This is a genomic window from Streptomyces sp. NPDC005017 (genome assembly GCF_042873115.1).
Lineage (GTDB): Bacteria > Actinomycetota > Actinomycetes > Streptomycetales > Streptomycetaceae > Streptomyces.
On sequence record NZ_JBIALD010000004.1, the window covers coordinates 333,474 to 350,286 of the forward strand.

12 protein-coding genes and 1 pseudogene are annotated in these 16,813 nt (G+C 75.1%); 8 read left to right on the forward strand and 5 right to left on the reverse strand.

What is annotated here, in order from left to right:
- Window positions 1–19 precede the first annotated feature (19 nt).
- The 5 genes from ACFYR0_RS08735 to ACFYR0_RS08755 all read right to left on the reverse strand — a co-directional run bounded on the left by ACFYR0_RS08735 (window position 20) and on the right by ACFYR0_RS08755 (window position 5,124).
- Window positions 20–973 carry a hypothetical protein gene (locus ACFYR0_RS08735; protein WP_389323465.1) on the reverse strand — a complete coding sequence of 318 codons (954 nt, stop codon included), beginning with the start codon at window positions 971–973 and terminating at the stop codon, window positions 20–22.
- 11 nt (window positions 974–984) lie between these two features.
- Window positions 985–2,451 carry an APC family permease gene (locus ACFYR0_RS08740; RefSeq protein ID WP_389323468.1) on the reverse strand — a complete coding sequence of 489 codons (1,467 nt, stop codon included), beginning with the start codon at window positions 2,449–2,451 and terminating at the stop codon, window positions 985–987.
- 361 nt (window positions 2,452–2,812) lie between these two features.
- Window positions 2,813–3,031 (reverse strand): hypothetical protein, encoded by a 219-nt coding sequence (locus ACFYR0_RS08745; protein WP_389323471.1) that lies wholly within the window; start codon window positions 3,029–3,031, stop codon window positions 2,813–2,815.
- Window positions 3,032–3,229: 198 nt separating this feature from the next.
- Window positions 3,230–3,751 (reverse strand): chloramphenicol phosphotransferase CPT, encoded by a 522-nt coding sequence (cpt, locus tag ACFYR0_RS08750; protein WP_389323773.1) that lies wholly within the window; start codon window positions 3,749–3,751, stop codon window positions 3,230–3,232.
- 482 nt (window positions 3,752–4,233) lie between these two features.
- A complete protein-coding gene (locus ACFYR0_RS08755) occupies window positions 4,234–5,124 on the reverse strand; it encodes a Gfo/Idh/MocA family protein (protein WP_389323474.1) in 891 nt (296 codons plus the stop codon).
- Window positions 5,125–5,369: 245 nt separating this feature from the next.
- Here ACFYR0_RS08755 and ACFYR0_RS08760 point away from each other — a divergent pair, with 245 nt between their 5' ends.
- The 8 genes and pseudogenes from ACFYR0_RS08760 to ACFYR0_RS08795 all read left to right on the forward strand — a co-directional run bounded on the left by ACFYR0_RS08760 (window position 5,370) and on the right by ACFYR0_RS08795 (window position 16,737).
- Window positions 5,370–6,305 (forward strand): alpha/beta hydrolase family protein, encoded by a 936-nt coding sequence (locus ACFYR0_RS08760; protein WP_389323477.1) that lies wholly within the window; start codon window positions 5,370–5,372, stop codon window positions 6,303–6,305.
- Window positions 6,306–6,465: 160 nt separating this feature from the next.
- Window positions 6,466–9,216 (forward strand): LuxR C-terminal-related transcriptional regulator, encoded by a 2,751-nt coding sequence (locus tag ACFYR0_RS08765; RefSeq protein ID WP_389323480.1) that lies wholly within the window; start codon window positions 6,466–6,468, stop codon window positions 9,214–9,216.
- A 735-nt stretch (window positions 9,217–9,951) separates the two neighbouring features.
- Entirely contained in the window at window positions 9,952–11,223 is a 1,272-nt protein-coding gene (locus ACFYR0_RS08770; RefSeq protein ID WP_389323483.1) for a helix-turn-helix domain-containing protein, read from the forward strand.
- A gap of 419 nt (window positions 11,224–11,642) precedes the next feature.
- The gene (locus ACFYR0_RS08775; protein ID WP_389323488.1) at window positions 11,643–12,479 is read left to right on the forward strand and encodes an ABC transporter ATP-binding protein; all 837 of its coding nucleotides are present in this window, start codon (window positions 11,643–11,645) and stop codon (window positions 12,477–12,479) included.
- Window positions 12,476–13,282 (forward strand): annotated as a pseudogene (locus ACFYR0_RS08780) (ABC transporter ATP-binding protein); the annotation flags it as partial. The gene ACFYR0_RS08775 and the pseudogene ACFYR0_RS08780, both read left to right, overlap by 4 nt.
- Window positions 13,283–13,455: 173 nt before the next feature.
- Window positions 13,456–14,352: a branched-chain amino acid ABC transporter permease gene (locus ACFYR0_RS08785; protein WP_389323491.1), complete on the forward strand. Its 897-nt coding sequence runs from the start codon at window positions 13,456–13,458 to the stop codon at window positions 14,350–14,352.
- Window positions 14,345–15,469, forward strand: coding sequence for a branched-chain amino acid ABC transporter permease (locus tag ACFYR0_RS08790; protein ID WP_386380120.1), 1,125 nt, complete (start codon window positions 14,345–14,347; stop codon window positions 15,467–15,469). Before ACFYR0_RS08785 ends, ACFYR0_RS08790 begins: the two co-directional genes overlap by 8 nt.
- Window positions 15,466–16,737, forward strand: a complete 1,272-nt coding sequence (locus tag ACFYR0_RS08795) for an ABC transporter substrate-binding protein (RefSeq protein WP_389323494.1) — start codon at window positions 15,466–15,468, stop codon at window positions 16,735–16,737. Before ACFYR0_RS08790 ends, ACFYR0_RS08795 begins: the two co-directional genes overlap by 4 nt.
- Window positions 16,738–16,813: the final 76 nt, after the last annotated feature.

Genomic DNA, 16,813 nt, shown 5'->3' on the forward strand with positions numbered 1-16,813 from the left:
CCGCCCGCCGCGATGCGGGTCAGCGCCGCACCTGGCCGTGCCACCGGGCGAACTCCTTCCCCGGATCGCCCGTGCAGACCCACGGCGTGCGCGTGGCACGGCGGCCCAGCATCCCCAGCAGCGCGGCGGCGATGTCCAAAGCACCGGCGTAACAGGCCGCGTGCGCGAGATGGTTGAGGTCACGCAGCTCCCACGGCTCGACCGCCTCCCGCGACCGCCCGGGGATCCAGCGCTGCCAGGTGCGGCGTACGTCGCTGACGGCCACCTCGTGGCTCCAGTGCTGGCCGAGACGGACCCGGGCCTGATCGCCCCGGGCGGCGTCCAGGGCGTAGCGGTACTCCTCGGCACGGGCGTACTGCACCAGCACCGGCAGCGGGCAGCCGAACGGTGCCGCGCCCGCCGCGTCCCGGGCGAAGTCGTACATCTGGCCGTGCGTGCCGTGCCAGCGCGCCGAGTAGTAGTGCAGCACCTGGAGGTGGCCCTCGACGCTGTAGGGGTCGCGCCGGTGCAACTCGTCCCACCAGCGGGCCAGTTCGCGCCGCCGTGCGCCCGAGGCGTACAGCCGGGCGACGCTGATCAGCGAGATCCACGGCGTCGGGTCGGCCGGGTCCGCCTCCGCCGCCGTCAGACAGGCCCGCACCACGGTGTCGACGCGGTCCTGGTCGATGGGCACACCCCGGCCCGCCGCGATGGCCGTGTTGAAGGCACGGGCGGTCTCGGTGGCCGCCCGCAGCACCAGGGCGTCCGGGCTGTGCGGCTCGGCGGCCAGCCAGGACTCCACCATGGAGCGGCCCGCGCAGGCCTGTGCCAGCAGCCTCACGCGATGGCCGCGCGCGGCGAAGTGCGGGCCGGTCGCCCGCAGCAGTTCGCGCAGGCCCTGCCAGCGGCCGATGAGGATGTCCTGCCGGGCGGCGGTGAGCGCGGCGTCGCCGCAGTCGGGGTCGAAGTCGGGGGAGAAGCGGTCGCGTGCCATCGAGGGTCCCCTCAGAAGTCGGTGGGGAGGCCCTCGTGGACGCGGGCGGCCTCGGCCGCGCGGCGGTCGGGCACGTACTCCGTCGCGATGACCCGGGCGGCGTCCAGCCGGGCGGGCCGGTAGTAGTCGCTGCCCCGGTACCAGAACATCGGTACCAGCCCCAGCGCCAGTCCGCCCGCACCGATCGCGATCGAGGCGCCGCTCAGCTCGCCGAGCGACTCCACGAGAATCCAGAACATAAAGAGCGAGCCGAACAGCGGCCACACCCCGCCGAGCAGGAAACGCTTCGGCGAACTGAGCAGGACCCCTCGGTAGGCGACCACGACCGCGATCCCCGCCAGCCCGTAGTAGACGGCGATCTGCAGGCCCATAGCCCTGATCGCCTCGGTGAGGATGTCGCCGACCGAGCCCAGGGTGCCCGCGGCGAGGAACATCGCCAGCGCCACCGTGCCGACCACGGTGATCGCCACCCACGGGGTGTTCCACCGCCGGTGCACCCGGCCGAGCGCCGACGGCATGGTGCGGTCCCGGCCCATGGCGAACAGCGACCGGGTCACCTGGATCAGCGTGGTCTCCAGGGTCGCGACGGTGGACAGCATCACCGCCAGCATCAGCAGCCGGCCGCCCCAGCCCGGCCAGAGCTCCTCGCCCAGCACCGCCAGGACGTCCGCCCCGCTCTCCTGGATCTGCCGCGGGGTGAGGATCACGTTCACCGCGATCGTGAACGCCTCGTACAGCAGGAAGACGATCACGATCCCGATCAGTGCCGCCCGTCCCGTCGTGCGGCGGCTGTCGCGGGTCTCCTCGCTCAGATTGCCGGTGACGTCCCAGCCCCAGTAGCAGAACGCGGCGACCAGCGCGCCCGCGGCGAAGCCGGACACCCCGTCGAAGTGGCCGAAGCCGAGCCAGGACCAGTCGAAGGCTCGGGCGCCGCCGGAGTGGAACAGAGCGAGGCCCACGAACAGGACCAGGACGACCAGTTCCACGCCGGACATGAGGAGTTGGGCGCGCACGGTCAGCCGGGCGCCGCCGAGCACCACCGCCAGCATCACCAGGAACCACAGTGCGCCGACCGCCGTCGCGGCCCCCGTGCGGTGCGCGAGGTCCTCGTCGAACAGGGCCAGCGTCATCGCCCCGGCGGGCAGCGACCCGGCCACCATGAAGATCGTCGCCGACACCACCAGCGCCCAGCCGCTGATGAACCCCAGGAACGGGTGCAGCGTACGGCCCACCCAGGAGTAGCTGGCGCCCGCGTTCACGTCGATCCGGCCGAGGTGGCCGAACGCGAGCGCGATGCCCAGCATGGGTATCGCGCAGTACAGCAGCGCCGCGGGACTCGCCACACCCACCACCGAGACGAGCACGGCCGTGGTCGCCGCCAGCGAGTACGCCGGAGCGCTGCCCGCGACGGCCATCACCACCGTGTCGAACAGGCCCAGCACGCCGGCCTGGAGCCCTCGACCCCTGCTCTTGCTCATGGTGCGCTGCTTTCCGTCGTGCACGGCGCGAAGGGCGGCGGGCCCCGGCGGCGTTGTTGCTGTGGGGGTGAACCCGCCGTGGACCGGGGAGGGTTGGCCTCGCGGTCGCGGGCGGCGCGGGTGGCGGACACCGGCCGTCCCGTCCCGGCGACGGACGGTCACGGCCCTGTGTGCGTGTGATGATAGCCCCACCGGCCCGACCCCTGAGAAGGGCAACGGCCGTTGTCCCCCGCGCCGTTCCGGTTACGGCCCTCCCGGCCCCCGTGCCCGGTCGCCCACGGCCGTCGGCGGCAGCTCATGCCTGGGACCCGGGTGGCGCCCCTCGGCACGTCCCGGGTCCGTCAGTCGTACTGCCGCGCCCCTAGGGCAGCAGCTTGTCGAGGGCCGCGGGACCCTCTTGCGCCAGCTTCCGCTTGGCCCACTCCAGGGTGTTCGGAGTGAGGTCCTTGCCCGAGGCGAGGACGATGTCCTCCGGCGACACGTCTGCGCCGGTGCGGGTGTGGAGGAGGTTGTCCGGAGTGGCGCGGTCCGGATGCCAGTGCGCCTCGGGCGGGGAAGCTTCGGGCTGTGAGTTGGACATGATCGGTGCTCCTCCGGTGAGGGAGTGTGCTGGGGCCCCGCGGATGTCATCGGGTCCACTAACACCATTCAACGCCTCGGCCCGTCGTGCATCCGGAGGGCGGCGGTCCGGACTCGCGCGGCCCTTGATCGGCGGTGGGGCGCGGGCCCGGCCAGGGTCTGTCCGACCCCCTCCCGCCCGCGGGTCGCCACCCCGGCCTCATCCCAGCCGGGCGGCGATGCGGCGCGCGCACTCCATGGACTCCGTGCGGGCGGTGTCGATCTCCAGGTCGTAGGCCACGCCCCGGTGCACCGGCTCGGCCTGGGCCGCGGCCATGCCCACGACGCGGTCGCCGCGGGCCAGCTCGCGTCCCGCCGCGACGTCGGGTGCGCAGCGCACCCCGACCCACAGCACGTCCGTGCCGTCCAGGGCCCGCTGCCAGCGCTTCTGGGAGTCGGCACCGCCGAGGAAGACGTCGTCGAGTACGACCCGGGCGCCCGCGTGGACCATCGCGGCCACGCCCGCCATCCAGGCCGTCTCCAGTTCCCGGAAGCCCGCGCCGACCCCGATCGTGCCGTCCGCGGCGATGTCCAGACCCTCCTCGGAGTCCCGCAGCGCGGCGGGCAGCGCGTCTACGAAGGTGTCGACGCTCAGGGCGAGCCAGGGGTCTCGGAGCAGGGCCTGGAGGCATCGTGCGATGCCGGTCTTGCCGGAGCTGGAGCCGCCGTTGAGGAAGATCACCCGAATCGCCACCGCGCCACCCTAGGAGGCCGACAGCGGCGGGCCAACCCCACTTCTTCGGCTGCGGGTGCGTCGTGGCCGCTCGCGCAGTTCCCCGTGCCCCTAGGGGGCGGCTGGGCGTCGGCTGCGCTTTCGGGTTGCGGGTGCGTCGTGGTTGTTCGCGCAGTTCCCCGCGCCCCTTGGGGGGCCCGGTGGTTCCTCGGAGATGTGAGGCCCCAGAGATTGCGGAGAGCTGCGCGCGGCTTCTCTTGGGGGCGCGGGGAACTGCGCGAGCATCCACGGACGGCCTGCAGGTGAAGTCTCCAGGGCGCGGGTAACGGCGCGGTCGGTGGCGGGTCGGTTCGGGAGCGCCGTCGTTTGGGGCGCGGGGAACTGCGCGCTCGGCCACCGACGGCCCGCGGGCGAAGTCTCCAGGGACGCGGGGAACTGCGCGTTCGGCTGCCGGCGGCCCGCGGGCGAGAACACGGGGCGCGAAACCCCCGTCAGTCCTCGTTCGCGCCCAGCATCGCCTCCGCCTCCGCGAGAATCTCCGTCACCCGCAACCCGAACGCCGCGTCACACGGATGCGGCCGCCCCGAGCGCACGGCGGCGAGCAGCGCATCGCCCGCACGGGACAACGCCCGCACCGGCCCGTCGCCCCCGTGCGGCAGCCGCGCCACCCCCGCCGCGCCCCGCAGCTCCACATCCGTGCCCGCCGCCGCGACCGGAGCGGTGAGGCTGAGGATGAGCGAGCTGAACGCGCCCCCCTCGTGCTCGACCACGAGATGCGCCGTGTCCCCGGGGCCGTGCGCCACGGACGCCACCCGCACCGCGTCGCCGAGCACCGGCAGCAGCACGGACAGGGCGTGCGGACCGACGTCCCACAGCGCACCCTTCTCCCGCCGCCAGGGCGACTGGGCGAAGGGGCTGTCGCCGCCGCTGAACACCGCCCCGAGCCACTGCGCCCGCGCGGTGAACCAGCCCTCCTCGGCGGCCTGTTCGGCGATCCACAGCTCGGCCTCCGGCTGGAACCGCGTCGTGAAGAACACCACCGAGGCGACCTGCGCCTCCCGCACGGCCTCGGCCACGGCCCGCGCCTGCGCGACCGTCGGGGCCAGCGGTTTGTCCAGCAGCAGATGACGCCCCGCGCGGGCCGCCCGTACCGCCAGGTCGGCCTGCACACCGGGCGGCAGCGCCACCGTGACCGCGTCCACGTCCTCCAGCAGCGCGTCGACGTCGTCGTAGGCGCGCGTGCCGTGCAGGGACGCCAGTTCCTTGGCGGCGTCGGGGCGGCGCCCCCACACCCCCGCGAGATCCAGCTCCGGGTGGGCCTCCAGGGCGGGCGCGTGGGCCATCCGGGCCCACGGTCCCGTGCCGAGCAGTCCGATGCGCATACCGCCGCCTCTCCACGGTGCCGAACGTCGTGCCGACCGGCGGCCGGGCCACCGGTACGCAGGTGAGCGTGCCACACGCCCCGGGCCGCCGCGCAAGCCCCGTGCCGCGGGCGCCCTGGGGGCGCAACGACGCACGACCGGTGATTTCGCCGGTGGCCGGGGCTTGCGGCGCCCCCACAGTGGCACTCGCCCGCCGCTCCCCACGGCGGGCTCGCAACGGCATACGACCGAGAGGACGACTCGTCGTGCAGCAGCACCCCCACGCCCCCGTGACCCCCGAGGGCGCACGCCCGGCCCGCCGCGCCCACCGCGGCCGGCGTCTCGCCGGGACGATCGCCGCCCTGGCGGCCGTCGCCGGGCTCGGCACCCTGTCCGGCCCCGGCGCCCACGCGGCGGACAACCCCTACCAGCGCGGCCCCGCGCCGACCACCGCGAGCGTCGAGGCGGCCCGCGGCCCGTACGCGGTCTCCCAGACCTCGGTGTCCTCGCTCGTGGTCACCGGCTTCGGCGGGGGCACCGTCTACTACCCCACCAGCACCGCCGACGGCACCTTCGGCGCGGTCGCCGTCGCGCCCGGCTACACCGCCACCCAGTCCTCGATGGCCTGGCTCGGCCCCCGGCTGGCCTCCCAGGGCTTCGTGGTGTTCACCATCGACACCCTCACCACGCTGGACCAGCCCGACTCCCGCGGACGCCAGCTCCTCGCCGCGCTCGACTACCTCACCGAACGCAGCTCCGTGCGCTCCCGTATCGACAGCACCCGGCTCGGCGTGATGGGCCACTCGATGGGCGGCGGCGGCACCCTGGAGGCCGCGAAGTCCCGCCCCTCCCTCCAGGCGGCCATCCCGCTCACCCCGTGGAACCTCGACAAGACCTGGCCCGAGGTCACGACCCCCACCCTGATCGTCGGGGCCGACGGCGACACGGTCGCCCCGGTCGCCTCGCACGCGGAGCCGTTCTACGGCAGCCTGCCGTCCGGCACGGACCGCGCCTACCTGGAACTGAACAACGCCACCCACTTCACGCCCAACACGTCCAGCACCACGATCGCGAAGTACAGCGTGTCCTGGCTGAAGCGGTTCATCGACAACGACACCCGCTACGAGCAGTTCCTCTGCCCGCTGCCCTCGCCGAGCCTGACCATCGAGGAGTACCGGGGCAACTGCCCGCACGGCTCCTGACCGCCGCTGTGCCGGTGCACGGGCGCGGTCCGGCCGCGCTGGGCACCGGCACAGAGCCCGCCCCGGGGCCGCCGGAAACGGCAGGTCGCGCGGGTGAGCGGCCCGGCCGGGGCGGACGTACGCCTTCCGGCCGGGGTTACCCGTACGTAACGTGCCGGGAATGACCGGACGGACGAGCAGGACGACGACGGCCCCACGCCTGCACGGGCGGGGGCCGCAGCTGCGTGCCCTGGCCGCGCTGTCGGACCGGCTGCCGGAGCGGGCCGGAGTGCTCGTCGTGACCGGCGAACCGGGGATCGGCCGCACCGCCCTCCTCGACCACGCCGCCCACTCCTTCCCGGCCGGGCCGGTGCACCGCCCGCACGCCGATCCCGCCCCGGGGCGGCGCCCGTACGGCGGACTGCGCGCCGTCCTGCGAGCCCTCGACCCGGGCGGCCCGCGGGGGCCCGCCGACCCCGAGGCGGGTGCCGGAGTGCTGCTCGCGGCGCTGCGCGCGGCGGCGGGCGGTGAGCCGCTGCTGCTGTGCGTGGACGACGTACATCTGTGGGACGGCCCGTCCCTCGCGGTGCTGGGCCGGGCCGCGCGGCGGCTGACGGAGGCCGGCCCGGTCGTCCTGCTGACCGCCGCCGCCGGGTACGCGCCCCGGGAGCTCGCCGGACTGCCGACGACGCATCTGCTGCCGCTGTCCCCGTCGGCCGCCGCCGCCGTCCTGGACGACGCGACCGGCACGGGCGCCGACCAGGCCGTACGGGACGCGCTGCTGGAGGAGGCCGACGGGAACCCGGCCCTGCTGCTGGCCCTGGCCGGACGGCTGTCCTGCGCCGACCCGGCCGGATCGCGTCCCCTGCCCGCCCCGCCCGCCGACCCCGGCACCCTCACCGCCGTGGCGGGCCCGTTCCTGCGCGGCCTCCCACCGGACGCGGACGGCCTGCTCCTGGTCACGGCGGCGGCGCTGCGAGGGGCGGAAGGGGACGGCGGGGACGGCGGGGACGTCGACGCGGGGGTCGTCGGCGCGGCGCTCTCCGGCCGGGGCCTCCTTCTGGACCCGCTCGCCGACGCGTCCCCCGCCCTGCTCCTCGCCGACGGCCGGCTCCGTTTCGCCGGCGCCGTGCTGCGCCGGGCCGTGTACGCCGGGGCCGCGCCGGACCGGCGACGGGCCGCGCACCTGGCCCTCGCGCGGGTGCTGGAGGGCGACGGCGACCGGCTGCGCGCCCTGTTGCACCGGGCCTGGGCGGCGACCGGAGCGGACCCGGAGCTGGCCGCCGAGCTGACCGCGGCCGCGAGCGACCCCCGCTGCCCCGCCCCGCACCGGCTGCGCTCCCTGGCCCACGCCCGCGCCGCCGAGCTGACGACCGACGAGGCGGCCCGCGGCCGCTGCCGTACGGCCGCCGCAGGTCAGGCCCTGCACGCGGGACTGCCCCGTCGCGCGCTGGAACTGCTCGACACCACCGCGCACCCGAGCCTCCCGGACGCCGTGCGCGGCCGGGCCGAGCTGCTGCGGGGCAGCGTGCAGCTCCTCGACGGGCCCACCGCCACCGCCCGCGAGTCCCTGCTGACCGCCGCGGCCCTGCTCGCCGTCCCCGCGCCGGAACTCTCGGCCGTCGCAGGGACCCGCGCCATGGACGCGGCCTGGGCGGCGGGCGACCTGCCCGGCTGTCTGGAGGCCCTGTCCCGCGCGCCACGTCGGGACGACGGGCCCGACGACTACCACCGGGGGCTGCGGTCCGCGCTGGAAGGGCGGCTCGAGGACGCCGTGGCACCACTGGAGCGGGTCGTCGCCAGTGCCCGCGACCATGCCCGGGCGGCCGAGCTGGCACGGGCTGCCGGGGCCGCGCTGGTCCTGGGCGACCTGCCCACGGCCTCGCGCGCGGCGGCGCGGGCGGTCGCCCTGGCCAGGGCGGACGGCGACCGGCTCGTCGTACCGCGGGCGCTGGAGTACCTCGCGTACGCCGAGCTGCGCAGCGGACGGCATCCGCAGGCCCGCACCCACGCCGAGGAGGGGCTGCGGGCGGCACGGGCCGCGGGCCAGCGCAACACCGCGGCAGGGCACCGGGCGGTACTCGCCCTGGTCGCCTCGATCGAGGGCGTGCCCGCCGAGGTCGCCGGGCACGCGGGCGAGGCGCTGGACACGGCCCGCCGGCACGGGCTGGCGCAGACGGCGACGCTCGCCCAGTGGGCGCTGGGCCGCGCGGACCTGGGCCGCGGCCGCCCGCTGGAGGCCGCCGACCGGCTCGGCCCCCTCGTACGGCCCGGACCCCGGCGCGGCCACTTCGCGGTGTGGATGCTCGCCGTGCCCTGCTTCGTCGAGGTGGCCGTGCTCGCGGGGCGCGAGAGCGAGGCCCGGCACGCGCTGGAGGACCTCGCGGCCTGGTCGGCCTTCGGCGCCGACCCGCAGGCCCCCGCCCAGCTGCTGCGCTGCCGCGCCCTGCTCGCCCCGCCCGACCTCGCCGACGAGCTGTACACCCGGGCCCTGGACCTGCACGAGCGCGCGACCGGCGACTTCGAACGGGCCAGGACGGCGCTGCTGTACGGCAAGTGGCTGCGGAGACGCCGTCGGCTGCGCGAGGCCCGCGACCTGCTCGGCGCCGCCCTGGTCGGCTTCGAGAGCTGCGGCGCCCGGGTCTGGGCCGACCAGGCACGCGGCGAGCTGCGGGCGCACCGGGCCGCCGCCCCGGGCACCCCGCGCGCCGGGGCGCTGGACCGGCTGACGCCCCAGCAGTGCCGTATCGCCCGCCATGTCGCCGACGGCGCGACGAACCGGGAGGTCGCCCGCATCCTCTCGGTGAGCACCCGTACCGTCGACTACCACCTGCGCAAGGTCTTCGCGGCGCTGGGAGTACGGTCCCGCGTCGAACTCGTACGTCTCGTCGAACAGGCCGAGCGGCCCGAGGGGGAGAGGCGGGGCGCGTAGCGACACCCGGCCCGGATCGCCGGCGGCGTCCGGCCACGCCTCGACGGGACTGCCGTCGGCGCCCGGCGACGCCCCGGCCGGATCGCCGACGGCACGCCTCGACGGGCCGGGCCCGGATCACCGACTGCGCGTGGCGGCGCCCGGACCAGGTCGCCGACACCGTCCGGCCACGCCTCGACGGGACTGCCGTCGGCCACCGAAGACGCCCCGATGGGACTGTCGGCGGCACGTGGCGACCCCCGGACCGGGGGACCGGCGGAGGGCGGCGACGGGCCGGGACCGGTCACCGACGGTGCGTCGCGACGCCCAGGCCGGATCGCCGTCGCCGTACGGCTACGCCTCGATGGGACTGCCGACGGCACGCGGCAGCCCTTGGACCGGACGACCGGCGGAGCGCGGAGGCAGGCCGGGACCGAGTCACCGACGGTGCGTCGCGACGCCCGGACCGGGGTCGCCGACGGCATGCTGCGACGGGCCGGGCCCGGATTGCCGACTGCTTATAGCGGCGCCCGGACCAGGTCGCCGACACCGTCCGGCGGCGCCCCGATACGACTGCCTTCGGCACCCCACGACACCCCCGATCGAACCAGCTACCGCGCGTCGCGGCGCGGGTGCGAGATGTCCCGCCGCGCGTAGTGACGCCGGAAAGAGATGTTCGACCCCTGGGGACCGACCGGACGGTATGCCATCCTTCCGACAGGACGAGTCAGGTCGCACACCTGGGGGAGGACCGTGATGCACCGAGCCCTGAAGCACCGCACGCCGCACCGCACCGTACCGGCCGTCGTACCGGCACCGCGGACGAGGCCCGTCCGGTCGTTGATCGACGCCGAGGCCATCACGGTCCTGCATCGCGCGGCCCGCGTGCTGCTGGCCGACCTGCCCGAACTGACCGACCGGCTGCTGGCCACCGTGCAGGACCAGGAGCCCGCCTACCGGGCGGCCGTGGCCGACGACCCGGTGGCCGTATGGCAGGAGGTGCACCGCTCGCTGCGGCACAGCGTCGCCTCGCTGCTCGACCCGCGCGGCTCCCGGGACGCCGCCCGCCGCTGCTCGTGGAAGATCGGCGCCGCACGCGCGGAGCAGGGCGTACCGCTGGACGCCCTGTTGCACGCCTTCCGGCTGGGCGGGTCCCTGGTGTGGCAGCGGCTGGTGGAGGAGACCTCGCGGACGGCGCCCGAGGACGTGCGGCTGCTGGTCCATGTCGCCTCCGACATCTGGAACTTCGTCGACGAGCACTGCACCCTCGTCGCGGACGCCTATCACCACGTCGAGCGGCAGCTGGCCTGGCAGCGCGAGAACAGGGTGCGGGTGCTGGTCGGGGCCCTCCTCGACGGCACCAGCCGGATCGCCGACCTCCCCGAGACCGCGCAGGCGCTGGAGCTGCCGGAGCAGGGGCGCTGTGCCGTGCTCGCCGTCACCGCCGGGCGGGGCGCGGGCCCGGGCGCCGCCGGGGCGCGGGCCGCCGTCCTCGTTCCGGGTGTGCGGGTGCACTGGCATACGGGCGGGGACGTGGACTACGGCATAGTCCTGGTCCCGGAGGGCGACATTCCGGTGTGCGAGGCCGTCGAAGCGGGTACCGGGCTGCGGATCGGTGTGAGCGGTGTCGTCGCGGGGCTGGCCGCGGTGGGGGAGGCCCGCGCGCAGGCCGACCTCGCGCTGAGCCTGTGCCCGCCGGAGGGCGGTGCCGTCCGGCTCGCCGAGCAGCTGCCCGCCGCCCTCGTCGTCTCCAGCCCGGATCTCGCGGCCGCCCTCGCCGACCGTGCGCTCGGCCCCCTCGCGGAACTGGACCCCGCCGACCGCGAGGTGCTCCTCGACACTGTCGCCGCCTGGCTGACCTGCGACGGTTCCGCTCAGCGGGCGGGCGAGCGGCTGTACTGCCACCGCAACACCGTGCTGAACCGGCTGCGGCGCTTCGAGCAGCTCACCGGGCGCTCGTTGCAGCGGCCCCTGGACGTGGTGGAAGTGAGCCTGGCGCTGACGGCGCGCCGTGCGGTGCGGGACTGACCGCACCGGGCCCGGCCGCAGGGTCCTCGACGTCCGGGAGGGCGGATCGTCCGCGATCCGCCCTCTCCGCATGCCCCGCCCGCCTCGCGGCGCCATCCCCGCCCGCCTCGCGGCGCCCTCCCGCCTCACCCGCCCCCTCGCGGAGCTCTCCCCGCCACGCCCGCCCGCCCTGCCGCGCCCCTCCGCCACGGTCGCTCACCTGCTACGACCCCGGTCCGCCACGCCCCCGCCCGCCCTGGTCCCGCACCCCTTCGGCACGTCCCCTGGGCGTCGGCACAACGACCCGCCGCCTGTCTTGGGACCTCGCAGCCCTCCTGCTGATCGCTCTGTACCGGCCCCGCGCGGCCGTGTTGTCGTGAGCTCCCCTTCCCGCAGACCCGTGCCCCGTACGCCGGTCGGCACGGACCCGAGGAGCCGCGATGCCCGAAGCACCACCGGACGACGCGCCCGCGCTGCACGTCGAGAACCTGGACGTGACCTACGGCCGGGCGCTGTCCGCACTGCGTTCCGTGTCCCTGACCGTGCCGCCCGGCGCCGTCGTGGCGCTGCTGGGCGCCAACGGCGCCGGAAAGTCCACCCTGTTGCGGGCGGTCTCCGGCACCCTGCGCCTGCACCGCGGCCAGGTCACGGCCGGCCGCGTCCGGTACGGCGAGACCGCGCTCGACGGGCGGGACCCCGTCACCGCGGTACGCGCCGGAGTCGTCCAGGTCCCCGAGGGCAGGCGGGTCTTCGCCGGCCTCACCGTCGACGAGAACCTCCGCTCCGGCGGTCTGGGCCTCGGCCGCCGCGCCCCGGCGCAGGTCCGCGCCTCCCGCGACCGGGTGTTCGCGCTGTTCCCGCGGCTCGCCGAACGCACCCGTCAGCAGGCGGGCCTGCTCTCCGGCGGCGAGCAGCAGATGCTCGCCATCGGCCGCGCGCTGATGGCGGCACCCAGGCTGCTGCTGCTGGACGAGCCCTCGCTCGGCCTCGCCCCGCGCATGGTGCACCGGATCGCCGAGGTGATCCGCGAGATCAACGCCCAGGGCACCGGCGTGCTGCTGGTCGAGCAGAACGCGGGCATGGCCCTGTCGCTCGCCTCCCACGCCTACGTCCTGGAGGTCGGCCAGGTCCGGCTCTCCGGCCCCGCCGACGAGCTCGCCCGCACGGACGCCGTGCGCCGCCTGTACCTGGGCGAGAGCGCCGACGACGAGACCGGCGGCGACACCGGCGAGACCGCGCAGGGTGCCCGGGCGGCCGACGCTCAGGGGGCGGCGTGACCGACCGGACCATCACCCCGCCGCCCGTCCTCGAGGTGCGGGACGTCACCGTCAGGTTCGCCGGGCTCACCGCCCTCGACAGCGTCTCCCTGACCGTCGAACCCGGCACCGTCCACGCCGTCATCGGCCCCAACGGGGCGGGCAAGTCCACCTGCTTCAACGTGCTGTCGGGCCTGTACCGGCCCACCTCCGGCACGGTCCGCCTCGGCGAGACCGAGCTGACCCGGCTGGCTCCGCACCGCATCGCTGCGCTCGGCGTGGCCCGCACCTTCCAGAACATCGTCACCACCGAGGGCACGGTCGCCGACAACCTCCTGGTCGGCCGTCACGCGCTGAGCCGCGCGGGCTACGCCGCCAGTGCCCTGCGGCTGCCCGGCGCCCGCCGGGAACAGCGCGAGCACCTCGCCCGCGCCCGGGAGATCGCCGAACTCACCGGTCTCGGCGACCACTTCGACACCCCGGTCGCGGTCCTGTCGTACGGCGACCGCAAACGCGTGGAGTTCGCGCGCGCCCTGTGCCTGGAGCCGCGCGTGCTGCTGCTCGACGAACCGGTGGCCGGCATGAACGCCGCCGAACGCGCCCGCACCGCGGAGGTCGTCCGGGACGTACGCGAGCAACTCGGCCTGTCCGTCGTGCTCGTGGAGCACGACATGGGCCTGGTGATGCGGCTCGCCGACGAGGTCACGGTCCTGGACTTCGGCCGCACCATCGCCCACGGCACCCCCGACCAGGTCCGCCGCGACCCCGAGGTGCTGCGCGCCTATCTGGGTGAGGGCGAAGGCGAGAGCGACGACGACGCGGCGACCGGCGCGGACAGCGACGACGGCGGCGCCCCGGACCCCGACACCAACGACAGCAACGGCAAGAGCGACAACAACAGCGACAGCGACAACAACGGCAACAGCGACAGCAAAACCGACGCCCCCGACAAGCCCGGCACGGGCGGCGACGGAGAGAAAGAAGGGGAGGACGCCGCATGACGGGATTCCTCGATCACGTCCTCAACGGCCTGGCCCTGGGCTCGGTCTACGCCCTCGTCGCCCTCGGCTTCGTCGTGATCTTCAAGGCGTCCGGCGTGCTCAACTTCGCGCACGGCTCGCTGCTCCTGCTCGGCGGCTATCTCACCGCCGTGCTCCACGACGACCTCGGCTTCGCCGGAGCGCTGGCCCTGGCCGTGCTGGTCACGGCGGCCGTGGCGGGCGCACTCGACCGGCTGCTGCTGCGCGGCGGGGACCGCGACCCGCAGGCCGCCCATGTGCAGACGATCGTCACCATCGGCATCGACATCGTCCTGCTCACCGACCTCGCCCGGCGCATCGGCGGCGATCTGCTCACCCTGGGCGACCCCTGGGGCGACTCCGTCACCCGGCTCGGACCGCTGACGGTCGCCGACAGCCGGCTCGCCGCGATCGCGGTGTCCGCGGTCGTCATCGGCGCCGTCTTCGCACTGTTCCGGTTCACCTCCTGGGGCCTGTCCCTGCGGGCCTCGTCCGAGGACCTGGAGGCGGCGGCGCTGATGGGTGTCCGGCTGGTCCGGGTGCGCACCCTGGCCTGGTGCCTGGCGGGCGCGCTCGCCGCGCTGGCCGCGGTGTTCCTCGCCGCGTTCCCCGCCCCCGGCCTCGAACGCACGACGGGACAGATCGCCCTCAAGGCCTTCCCGGCCGCGATCCTCGGCGGCATGGCGTCCCCGCCCGGCGCCCTGGCGGGCAGCCTGCTGATCGGTCTCACCGAGTCGCTGGTCGCCGGCTACCAGTCCGAACTCCACGTCCTGGGCGACGGGTTCGGCGACGTGGCCCCCTACGCCGTAATGGTGCTGGTCCTCCTGGTGCGGCCCACCGGCCTGTTCGGCGCGAAGGGAGCGGTCCGTGTCTGAACTCACCCGGCGGGCACGGTATGTGCTGCCCGTACTCCTGCTGTGCGCGCTGCCCTTCTACGTGGAGGCGTTCTGGCTGCGGGTCGGCCTGTTCGCCATGGCCGCCGCGATCGGGGCCGTCGGCCTCGGACTCCTGGCCGGCACGGCGGGACAGCTCTCCCTCGGCCACGCCTTCTTCCTCGCCGTCGGCGCCTACGGCTACGCCTGGCTGGCCGGGGATCCCGGGCTCGGGCTGCCACCGCTGCTCGCCCTCGTCCTCGCGGTCCTGCTGGCGGGAGCCGCGGGCGGGCTGTTCAGCCCGGTCGCCGGGCGGGTGCGCGGCATCTACCTGGGGGTGGCCACCCTGGCGCTGGTCTTCCTCGGCCACCATGTGCTGCTCACCGCGGACTCCGTCACCGGCGGCTTCAACGGCCGCTCGGTACCCCCGCTGACGGTCGGCGGCTTCGGCTTCACCGACGACGGCCCCGAACTGGTCCTGCTCGGCGTCCCGTTCGGCGCCGAGGAACGCCTCTGGTACCTCGGTCTGGCGCTGCTCGCGCTCACCTGGTTCACCGCCCGCGGCATCCGGGCCGGGCGGCCCGGCCGGGCGCTGGCGGCCCTGCGGGACAGCGAGACCGCGGCCGCGGTGATGGGCGTGAACGTGGCCCGCCACCGCTCGGCGGCCTTCGTGGTCTCCTCGATGTACGCGGGCCTGGCCGGGGCGCTGCTGGCCCTCGCGTTCCGCCGTATCGTGCCCGACTACTTCGGTCTCGCCCTCTCCGTCGACTACCTCGCCATGATCGTCATCGGCGGTCTGGGCTCGGTGGCCGGCGCCACCGCGGGCGCGGTCTTCGTCACCGCCCTGCCCCTGCTGATGACCCGTTACGCGGACCATCTGCCGCTGGTCGCCACCCCCGGCTCGGCGGACGGTCCGGTCGGCCCGACCGAGGCGGCCCGCTACCTCTACGGCGCCGCGATCGTCGTCTTCCTCCTGTACGCCCCCGACGGTCTGCACGGCCTGGTCCGCCGCCTGGGCGCCCGCCTGCGGCGCCGTCGTACCGAACCCGCCCCCACGACGGACTCCTCGTCCGTCACCCCGCCGGTCACCGCGCCACGAGCCAAGGAGCACACCCCGTGAACGTCAAGCACCCCCGCCCCCGCATCCTCCTCGCCTCGGCCCTCGCGGCGCTTCTGCTCTCCTCCACCGCGTGCAGCTCCAAGGCGGGCGGCGACAGCAAGAGCGACGGAGCCGACGGCGTCAAGTCCGGCCCCGGCGTCACCGACAAGACCGTCCGGCTGGGCGCCCTGACCGACCTGACCGGCCCTTACGCCACCCTCGGCAAGAGCCTGGTCCAGGCCCAGCAGATGTGGGCCGACGAGACCAACGCGGCCGGCGGCATCTGCGGCCGCAAGGTCGAGATCGTCGTGGAGGACCACGGCTACGACGTGCAGAAGGCCGTCACCGCCTACGCCGACATCTCCCCGGACGTCGTCGCCCTGCCCCAGGTCGTCGGCTCCCCGGTGGTCGCGGCCCTGCTGGACGACATCGAGCGCGACCAGGTGCTCACCTTCCCGCAGGCCTGGGCAGCCTCCCTGCTCGGCAAGCAGTCGGTGCAGGTGCTCGGCACGACCTACGACCTCGACATGATCGCCGCCGTCGACTTCCTCACCCGCACCAAGGGGCTGAAGAAGGGCGACAAGATCGGCCACGTCTACTTCGAGGGCGACTACGGCAACAACGCCCTGGAAGGCTCGACCTGGGCGGCCGAACGCGCCGGAATGAAGATCGTCGGACAGAAGATCAAGGCCACGGACACCGATCTGTCCGCCCAGGTCTCGGCGTTGCGCGCGGCCGGTGTGAAGGCCGTGCTGATCAGCGCCGGCCCCGCCCAGACCGCCTCCCTCGCCGGAGTGGCGGCCTCGCGCGGCCTGCTCGTCCCGGTCGTCAGCAACGCCCCCGGTTTCGCGCCCCAGTTGATGAAGACCCCGGCCGCGAAGGCGCTGGTCGCGATGCTCAGCGTGGTCAGCTCCGCCCCGGCCGTCGGCTCGGAGATCCCCGGGGTCCAGAAGATGGTGGCGGCGTACCAGAAGAAGTACCCGGGCTCCCCGGTCGACTCGGGCGTGCTCTCCGGCTACAACGCCGCGCAGTTGATCGGCGCCGACCTCAAGAAGGCCTGCGAGGCGGGCAGTCTCGCCCGTGAGGACGTCATCAAGGCGCACCGCGCGCAGCGCGCCGCCGACACCGGGCTCGGCTCCCCGCAGGACTTCTCCGACGTCAACCGGCCCGCGAGCGTGAAGACGTACGTGCTGAAGCCCGACGCGAAGGCCGTGGGCGGCCTGGTCGGCGTGGAGGAGGCGCACAGCGCGCCGGGAGTGGAGGAGTACCTGAAGTCCCGTAAGTCCTGACTCCGGGACGCGGGGTCCTCTCCGGTGCGGCACGTGGAACAGTAACCGCTTGCCACGCGTACGGCACGCCGGAGAG

Excerpts from the sequence above, each read along its gene's own strand:
- ACFYR0_RS08755 (WP_389323474.1), bottom strand. The coding sequence starts at position 5,124 with ATGCGCATCGGACTGCTCGGCACGGGACCGTGGGCCCGGATGGCCCAC.
- ACFYR0_RS08745 (WP_389323471.1), bottom strand. The coding sequence starts at position 3,031 with ATGTCCAACTCACAGCCCGAAGCTTCCCCGCCCGAGGCGCACTGGCAT.
- ACFYR0_RS08775 (WP_389323488.1), top strand. The coding sequence starts at position 11,643 with ATGCCCGAAGCACCACCGGACGACGCGCCCGCGCTGCACGTCGAGAAC.
- ACFYR0_RS08735 (WP_389323465.1), bottom strand. The coding sequence starts at position 973 with ATGGCACGCGACCGCTTCTCCCCCGACTTCGACCCCGACTGCGGCGAC.
- ACFYR0_RS08740 (WP_389323468.1), bottom strand. The coding sequence starts at position 2,451 with ATGAGCAAGAGCAGGGGTCGAGGGCTCCAGGCCGGCGTGCTGGGCCTG.
- ACFYR0_RS08785 (WP_389323491.1), top strand. The coding sequence starts at position 13,456 with ATGACGGGATTCCTCGATCACGTCCTCAACGGCCTGGCCCTGGGCTCG.
- ACFYR0_RS08770 (WP_389323483.1), top strand. The coding sequence starts at position 9,952 with ATGCACCGAGCCCTGAAGCACCGCACGCCGCACCGCACCGTACCGGCC.
- ACFYR0_RS08765 (WP_389323480.1), top strand. The coding sequence starts at position 6,466 with ATGACCGGACGGACGAGCAGGACGACGACGGCCCCACGCCTGCACGGG.